Origin of the sequence: Bradyrhizobium sp., assembly GCF_017881085.1 — a bacterium.
Classification (GTDB): domain Bacteria; phylum Pseudomonadota; class Alphaproteobacteria; order Rhizobiales; family Xanthobacteraceae; genus Bradyrhizobium.
The window spans coordinates 1-7,539 of the sequence record NZ_JADGRI010000274.1; the positions used below are offsets into that span (position 1 = coordinate 1).

Annotated in this window: 6 protein-coding genes; 1 reads left to right on the plus strand and 5 read right to left on the minus strand. The window is 65.0% G+C overall.

Annotated features, from left to right (window positions below):
* From QZ213_RS21575 to QZ213_RS21590, 4 genes are all read right to left on the minus strand, one after another.
* On the minus strand, positions 1-560 hold a 560-nt coding region (locus QZ213_RS21575), incomplete at its 3' end, for a formate dehydrogenase accessory sulfurtransferase FdhD (RefSeq protein ID WP_291688123.1).
* A 4-nt stretch (positions 561-564) separates the two neighbouring features.
* Positions 565-3,438, minus strand: a complete 2,874-nt coding sequence (gene fdhF, locus QZ213_RS21580) for a formate dehydrogenase subunit alpha (RefSeq protein ID WP_291688124.1) — start codon at positions 3,436-3,438, stop codon at positions 565-567.
* An 11-nt stretch (positions 3,439-3,449) separates the two neighbouring features.
* Positions 3,450-4,994 carry an NADH-quinone oxidoreductase subunit NuoF gene (locus QZ213_RS21585; RefSeq protein ID WP_291688125.1) on the minus strand — a complete coding sequence of 515 codons (1,545 nt, stop codon included), beginning with the start codon at positions 4,992-4,994 and terminating at the stop codon, positions 3,450-3,452.
* Positions 4,991-5,467 (minus strand): formate dehydrogenase subunit gamma, encoded by a 477-nt coding sequence (locus QZ213_RS21590; protein WP_291688126.1) that lies wholly within the window; start codon positions 5,465-5,467, stop codon positions 4,991-4,993. The genes QZ213_RS21585 and QZ213_RS21590 overlap by 4 nt, the downstream gene beginning before the upstream one ends.
* A gap of 240 nt (positions 5,468-5,707) precedes the next feature.
* Between QZ213_RS21590 and QZ213_RS21595 the strand changes: the two genes are divergently transcribed.
* Positions 5,708-6,601: a LysR family transcriptional regulator gene (locus QZ213_RS21595; protein WP_291688127.1), complete on the plus strand. Its 894-nt coding sequence runs from the start codon at positions 5,708-5,710 to the stop codon at positions 6,599-6,601.
* Between the two features lie 23 nt (positions 6,602-6,624).
* On the opposite strand, the gene QZ213_RS21600 is transcribed toward QZ213_RS21595, so the two are convergent.
* A partial coding sequence (locus tag QZ213_RS21600; RefSeq protein ID WP_291688128.1) for a HAMP domain-containing sensor histidine kinase occupies positions 6,625-7,539 on the minus strand: 915 nt, incomplete at its 5' end.

Genomic DNA, 7,539 nt, shown 5'->3' on the forward strand with positions numbered 1-7,539 from the left:
GCCAGCTTGTCGAGCGCGTTGTGGCGGCCGACGTCCTCGCGAAGCGCGACGATGCCGCGCCCGGGCATCCAGAATGCCGCGGCGTGCACCGCGCGGGTTTCGATATTGATCGTCTGCAGCGGCGGCATGCTCTGCATGGCCGCAGCGATCTGTTGCGGGGAAAACGACCGGCCGGGTGCTACGATCGCGGCGGGGCGGACCGCTTCGGCGATCGATTCGATGCCGCAGATGCCGCAGCCGGTGGGCCCGACGATATGACGCCGCCGCTCGTTCAGCCCCTCCGCCTGGGACGGCTTCAGCCACATCCGCAGCTCGATGCCGTCGTCGAGAGGCACGATATCGAGCGAACATATCTCGCCAGGGGATCGCACGATGCCTTCGCTAAGGCTAAAGCCCACCGCGAAATCCCGCAAGTTCTGCGGCGTTCCCATCATCACGGCATAGGTGCCGCCATTGTAGGTCAAAGCGAGGGCTGTCTCCTCCGGAATCGTGCGCGGAGCCTCGCTGACGCGGCTGTCGCGCCAGACCTGACGACTGACCGTGCGAACCGGTTCATGCATCGCGCTACTCCGCGGCCTCGGCCGGCGCGATGCGCCGGGAATGGCGGGCCTGCTCGTCATAGGCCTTTTGCCATTCCGACGGACCGTTCGACGGCGATATCTGCACCGCCGTGACCTTGTACTCCGGACAATTGGTCGCCCAGTCGGAATAGTCCGTCGTGATGACGTTGGCCTGCGTGTCCGGGTGATGGAACGTGGTGTAGACAACCCCCGGCGCCACCCGGTCGGTGATCAGCGCGCGCAGGGTGGTTTCGCCGGCGCGGCTGGCGAGCCGAACCCAGTCGCCGTCGCGCACGCCGCGCTGCTCGGCGTCGTGCGGATGGATCTCGAGCCGGTCCTCGCTGTGCCAGACGACATTCTCGGTGCGACGGGTCTGCGCCCCGACATTGTACTGGCTGAGGATGCGCCCGGTGGTCAGCAGCAGCGGGTAGCGCGGACCGGTGCGCTCGTCGGTGGCGATATATTCGGTGATGACGAACTTGCCCTTGCCGCGCACGAAGCCGCCGATGTGCATCACCGGCGTGCCCTCAGGCGCCTTTTCATTGCAGGGCCACTGCACCGAGCCAAGCTCATCGAGCCTGGCATAGGAGACGCCGGCGAAGGTCGGTGTCAGCGCCGCGATCTCGTCCATGATCTCGGAAGGATGGTCGTACTTCATCTCGAAGCCCATCGCCCTGGCGAGCAGGATCGTGACTTCCCAATCCGCATAGCCGTTGCGCGGCGTCATCACCTTGCGCACGCGCTGGATGCGCCGTTCGGCATTGGTGAAGGTGCCGTCCTTCTCCAGGAAGGTCGAGCCGGGCAGAAACACGTGCGCGTAGTTTGCGGTCTCGTTCAGGAAGAGGTCGTGGACCACGACGCATTCCATCGCCGACAGCGCCGCGACGACGTGCTTGGTGTTGGGATCGGATTGAAGGATGTCCTCGCCCTGCACATAGATGCCCTTGAACGAGCCCTCGATCGCGGCGTCGAACATGTTGGGGATGCGCAGGCCCGGCTCCGGGTTGAGCTTGACGTTCCACAACGCCTCGAACTGCTCGCGCACGGCGTCGCCGGAGATGTGGCGGTAACCGGGCAATTCATGCGGGAACGAGCCCATGTCGCAGGAACCCTGCACATTGTTCTGGCCGCGCAGCGGGTTCACGCCGACACCGGGCCGGCCGATATTGCCGGTCGCCATCGCGAGGTTGGCGATCGCGATCACGGTGGTCGAGCCCTGGCTGTGCTCGGTGACGCCGAGCCCGTAATAGATCGCGCCGTTACCGCCGGTCGCGAACAGCCGCGCCGCGGCGCGCAGCTCCTTCGGATCGACGCCGGTCCTGATGGCCGTCGCCTCCGGGCTGTTCTTCGGCTGGGTCACGAACGCTGCCCATTCCTCGAACTCACCCCAGTCGCAGCGCTCGCGCACGAAGGCTTCGTTGACGAGGCCCTCGGTGACGATGACATGCGCGAGTGCGGTGAGCACGGCGACGTTGGTGCCGGGCATCAGCGGAAGATGCAGCGCCTTCACATGCGGCGAGTCCACCATCTCGGTGCGGCGCGGATCGATCACGATCAGTCTGGCGCCCTGGCGCAGCCGCTTCTTCAAGCGAGAGGCGAACACCGGATGCGCGGATGCCGGGTTGGCGCCGATGATCATGACGACGTCGGTCTGCTCGACCGAGTCAAAGTCTTGCGTGCCGGCCGAGGTGCCGAATGTCGTCGACAGGCCATAACCGGTCGGCGAATGGCAGACGCGGGCGCAGGTATCGACATTGTTGTTGCCAAAACCCGCGCGGATCAGTTTCTGCACCAGATAGGTCTCTTCATTGGTGCAGCGGGAGGAGGTGATGCCGCCGATGGAGTCGCGGCCGTGTTTCTGCTGGATGCCCTTGAACTTCGCGGCGGCGAAATTGAACGCTTCGTCCCACGACACTTCCTGCCAGGGATCCTCGATGCTGTCGCGGATCATCGGCTTGAGGATGCGCTCTTTATGAGTCGTGTAACCCCAGGCGAAGCGCCCTTTGACGCAGGAATGGCCGCGGTTGGCCTTGCCGTCCTTGTAGGGCACCATGCGCACCACTTCCTCGCCGCGCATTTCCACCTTGAAGGCGCAGCCGACGCCGCAATAGGCGCAGGTCGTCACCGCGGAATGCTCGGGCTGGCCGATCTCGATGACGGATTTTTCCGTCAGCGTCGCGGTCGGGCAGGCCTGCACGCAGGCCCCGCAGGAGACGCATTCGGAGCCGAGGAAACTCTCGCTCATGCCGGGCGACACCCGGCTGTCGAAACCGCGGCCGGAAATGGTCAGCGCGAAGGTGCCTTGCACCTCCTCGCAGGCGCGGACGCAGCGCGAGCAGACGATGCATTTCGAGGGGTCATAGGTGAAATAGGGGTTGGATTCGTCCTTCGGCATCCAGGCGGCGTTGGCCGCGCCGTCGGACTTGGCGAACACGTGGTTCTCGCCCTCATAGCCGTACCGCACGTCGCGCAGGCCCACCGCGCCTGCCATGTCCTGCAATTCGCAGTCGCCATTGGCCGCGCAGGTCAGGCAATCCAGGGGATGGTCGGAGATGTAGAGTTCCATCACGCCCTTGCGTAGCTTTTTCAGCCGCTCGCTCTGGGTGTGGACCACCAGGCCCTGCGTGGCCGGCGTAGTGCAGGAGGCCGGCGTGCCGGCGCGACCCTCGATCTCGACCAGGCACAGGCGGCAGGAGCCGAACGCGTCCACCATGTCGGTGGCGCAGAGTTTCGGGATTTGCGTGCCGGCCTCCATCGCCGCGCGCATGATCGAGGTGCCATCGGGCACGGTGATGCTCTGGCCATCGATGGTCAGCGTCACCATGGCTTCCGATTTGGATCGCGGGGTGCCGAAATCGGTTTCCTGGATCAATGACATGGCGATCTCCCTTATTCCGCGGCCTCAAGGCGCGTGCGCGCGGGGTCAAAGTCTTCCCGGAAATGTCTCAGGGCGCTCATGACGGGGTAGGGCGTGAAGCCGCCGAGCGCACATAGCGAGCCGAACTTCATGGTGTTGCAGAGGTCCTCGACCACGGCGATGTTTTCCGCCACGCGGTCGCCGGCGCGGATCTTGTCGATTGTCTCGACGCCGCGGGTCGAGCCGATCCGGCAGGGGGTGCACTTGCCGCAGGATTCGATGGCGCAGAACTCCATCGCAAAGCGCGCCTGCCTGATCATGTCGACGCTGTCGTCGAACACCGCGATGCCGCCATGGCCGATCAGCCCGTCGCGCGCCGCAAAGGCCTCGTAGTCGAATGGCGTCTCGAACAGCGCACGAGGGAAGTATGCCCCGAGCGGACCGCCGACCTGCACGGCGCGCACGGGGCGCCCCGTAAGAGTGCCGCCGCCGATATCATCGACCAGCTCGCCGAGGGTGACGCCGAAGGCGGTTTCGAACAGGCCGCCATGTCTGATATTGCCCGCAAGCTGGATCGGCATGGTGCCGCGCGATCGGCCCATGCCGAACTCGGCATAGGCCTTGGCGCCGCCGGCAAGGATGAAGGGGATTGCCGCGAACGACAGCACGTTGTTGATCACGGTCGGCCTGCCGAACAGGCCCTTGTGCGCCGGCAGCGGCGGCTTGGCGCGGACGATGCCGCGGCGGCCTTCCAGGCTTTCCAGCAGCGAGGTTTCCTCGCCGCAGACATAGGCGCCGGCGCCGACCCGGACCTCCAAATCGAAGCTGCGCGAGCTGCCCCCGAGGAACCCGGCGCGCCTCGCGGACAGGATCGCCGCGTTCATCGCCGCGACGGCGTGGGGATATTCCGAGCGGATGTAGATGTAGCCCTTGCTGGCGCCGACCGCGATGGCCGCGATCGTCATACCCTCGATCACCACGAAGGGATCGCCCTCCATGATCATGCGGTCGGCAAAGGTGCCGCTGTCGCCCTCGTCGGCGTTGCAGACGATGTACTTTCGGTCGGCGCGGGTCTGCGCCACGGTCTTCCACTTGATGCCGGTCGGAAAGCCTGCGCCTCCGCGGCCGCGCAGGCCGGAGGCGGTGACCTCGGCCAGGATGGCGTCGGAACCCAGCTCCAGCGCGCGCTCGAGGCCCTGGTAGCCCTGGTGGGCCCTATAATCCTCGATCGAGCGCGGATCGACTACGCCGCAGCGGGCGAAGGTCAGGCGGGTCTGCCGCTTGAGCCATGGAATTTGCTCGGTGACGCCGAGCCGCAGCGGGTGCGGGCCGTCCGTGACGATGGCGTCGAGCACCGCAGCCGCCTCGGCCGCGGTCAGCGGACCGAACGCGACGCGTCCTTGTGCCGTCGCGACTTCGACCATCGGCTCCAGCCAGTACAGGCCGCGCGAGCCGGTCCTGACGATATCGATCGCAACGCCGCGTTTCGAAGCGGCCTGCTCCAAAGCGAGGGCCACTTCATCGGCACCGACCGCGACCGCGCCGGCGTCGCGGGGCACGAAGATCCGCAAATTCATCGCTGCGCCTCCGCCACCAGCGCGTCGATGCGCGCTTCGTCCAGCCGTCCGACCAGGCGGCCGTCCAGCATCGCCGACGGCGCGGTCGCGCACAGGCCGAGGCAATAGATCGGCTCCAACGTCGTCAGGTTGTCGGCGGTGGTATTTCCAATTCCAATGCCGAGCTTGGCTTCCGCGCGCGCGACCAGCGCGTCGCCGCCTGCGGCCTGGCAGGCTTCGGCGCGGCACAGTTTCAGCACATGCCGGCCCGCCGGCTCACGGCGGAAATCATGGTAGAAGGTAAACACACCATGAACTTCGGCGCGCGACAGGTTCAGCGCGGATGCAATCATGGGTATGGCTGGCTCCGGCACGTAGCCGAATGCTTCCTGCAGCGCGTGCAGGATCACCAGCGTGGCGCCTTCGAGATCTGCGTGCTCGGCGATGATCTCAGCGCCGCGCGCCGTATCCCATGGTTCGGAAGCGGGTGTCATTGGTGCCTTCGCTGAACGTAAAACCGAACGGCAACCAAAGTTGGAAAAGCTCAAAAGATCAATAAAGCAGTCCCGTGCTGCGATACTGAATTGCAATTAATAGGCGTATGAAATCGAACGATACGAAAATAGAATAAGTGACGGCAATACGGCGGCCGCGCGCATCGGACGCGCCTGTTTTGCATATTTGCCAGGCGTGGACCGTGATATTCATTGCCCTGGAATGGTGAGGCCTTTTTTGTGATCGACAAGCTTGAACTCCTGCTCGCGCTGGCAAAAGAGCGGCATTTCGGACGGGCTGCGGAAGCCTGCGGCGTCACCCAGCCGACGATGTCGACCAGTCTCAAGCAGCTCGAGGAAATCCTCGGCGTCATGCTGGTGCAGCGCGGCTCGCGGTTTCAGGGCTTTACGCCGGAGGGCGAGCGCACGCTCGACTGGGCGCGCCGTATCGTCGGCGACGCCCGCGCGATGAAGCAGGAAATCAACAGCCTGAAGGACAAGCTGTCGGGCGAGATCCGGATCGCGGCGATCCCCACCGTACTCGGCATGGTGGCCTCGCTGACCACGCCGTTTCGCGCGCGATATCCCGACGTGCGCTTTCGCATCCAGTCCTGCACCTCGGCCGACGTGCTGGGCCTATTGGAAAATCTCGAGGTCGATGCCGGTCTGACCTATATCGAGAACGAGCCGATCGGCAGGGTGCGCACCATTCCGCTCTATAACGAGAGCTATCGGCTGCTGACGGCGCCCGATGCCATGTTCGGCGATCGCGATGTCGTCACCTGGAAGGAAGTGGGGCAGGTGCCGCTGTGCCTCCTGACGCCGGACATGCAAAACCGGCGCATCATCGATCGCGCGCTGCGCTCGGTCGGGGCCGAGGCGACGCCGACGCTGACGTCAAACTCGCTGCTGGTTCTCTACACCCATGTGAAGACAGGGCGCTGGGCCAGCGTGATGCCGGCAAAGCTCGCGGAAACGCTGGGGCTGGCGGATACCGTGCGCAGCATTCCGATCGTCGACCCCGAGGTAAATTACAGCATCGGCCTGGTCGTCCCGCAGCGGGATCCGATGACGCCGCTGATCGCGGCCCTGGTGCAGATCGCACGCGAGGTTGCGCCGACGCTGGAGACCTGAGCGGCGTTCGTTTTGCGCACGCCCTAGGCGGCCGCCGAAATCTTCGCCGCAGCCTTGCGCGCGTCGCGCGGCAGCGACACGCAGACGACGGTGCCGGCGCCGAGCTTGGAGCGCAGCCGCATCGTCCCTCCATGCAGACTGGTCAGTGATCGCGCGATCGCCAGGCCCAGTCCCGAGCCGTGGTAGGTCTTGGTGAGCTGGCTCTCGACCTGCTCGAACGGCCGGCCGAGCCGCATCAGCGATTGCGGCGCGATACCGATGCCGGTGTCCGCGATCAGCAGCATGATGGAATTGTCGAGCACGCGGCTGCGGACCACCACCCTGCCGCCGTCGGGGGTGAATTTGACGGCGTTGGACAGCAGGTTGACGATGATCTGCTTGATCGCGCGGCGATCGGCCACCACCGGAATGGTGCCCTCGATATCCGCGTTGAGCAGCAGATTCTTGTCCTCGGCGCGGCCCGACACCACGCGCAGCGACTCCGCCAGTGTCTTCGACAGGTCGAGCTGTTCCATGTCGAGTTTCATCCGGCCTGCCTCGATCTTCGACATGTCGAGGATGTCGTTGATGACTTCGAGCAGATAGTGACCGCTGGTCAGGATGTCGTGGCAATATTCCTGGTATTTTTCCGAGCCGAGCGTGCCGAACATGCCGCTTTCCATGATCTCGGAGAATCCGATGATGGCATTGAGCGGCGTGCGCAGCTCGTGGCTCATATTGGCCAGGAATTTGGACTTGGTCTGGTTGGCTTCCTCGGCGCGGGTTTTTTCCTCGGAGTATTTTTCGGCGAGGTCGGCGAGTTCCCCCGCCTGCCGTTCGAGTTCGGACTGCGAACGTTTCAGGTCGATCACGGTGGCGCGCAGGCGAAGGTCGTTGTCGACCAGTTTCTGCTCGTGTTCCTTGATGCGGGTGATGTCGGTGCCGACCGAGACGTAGCC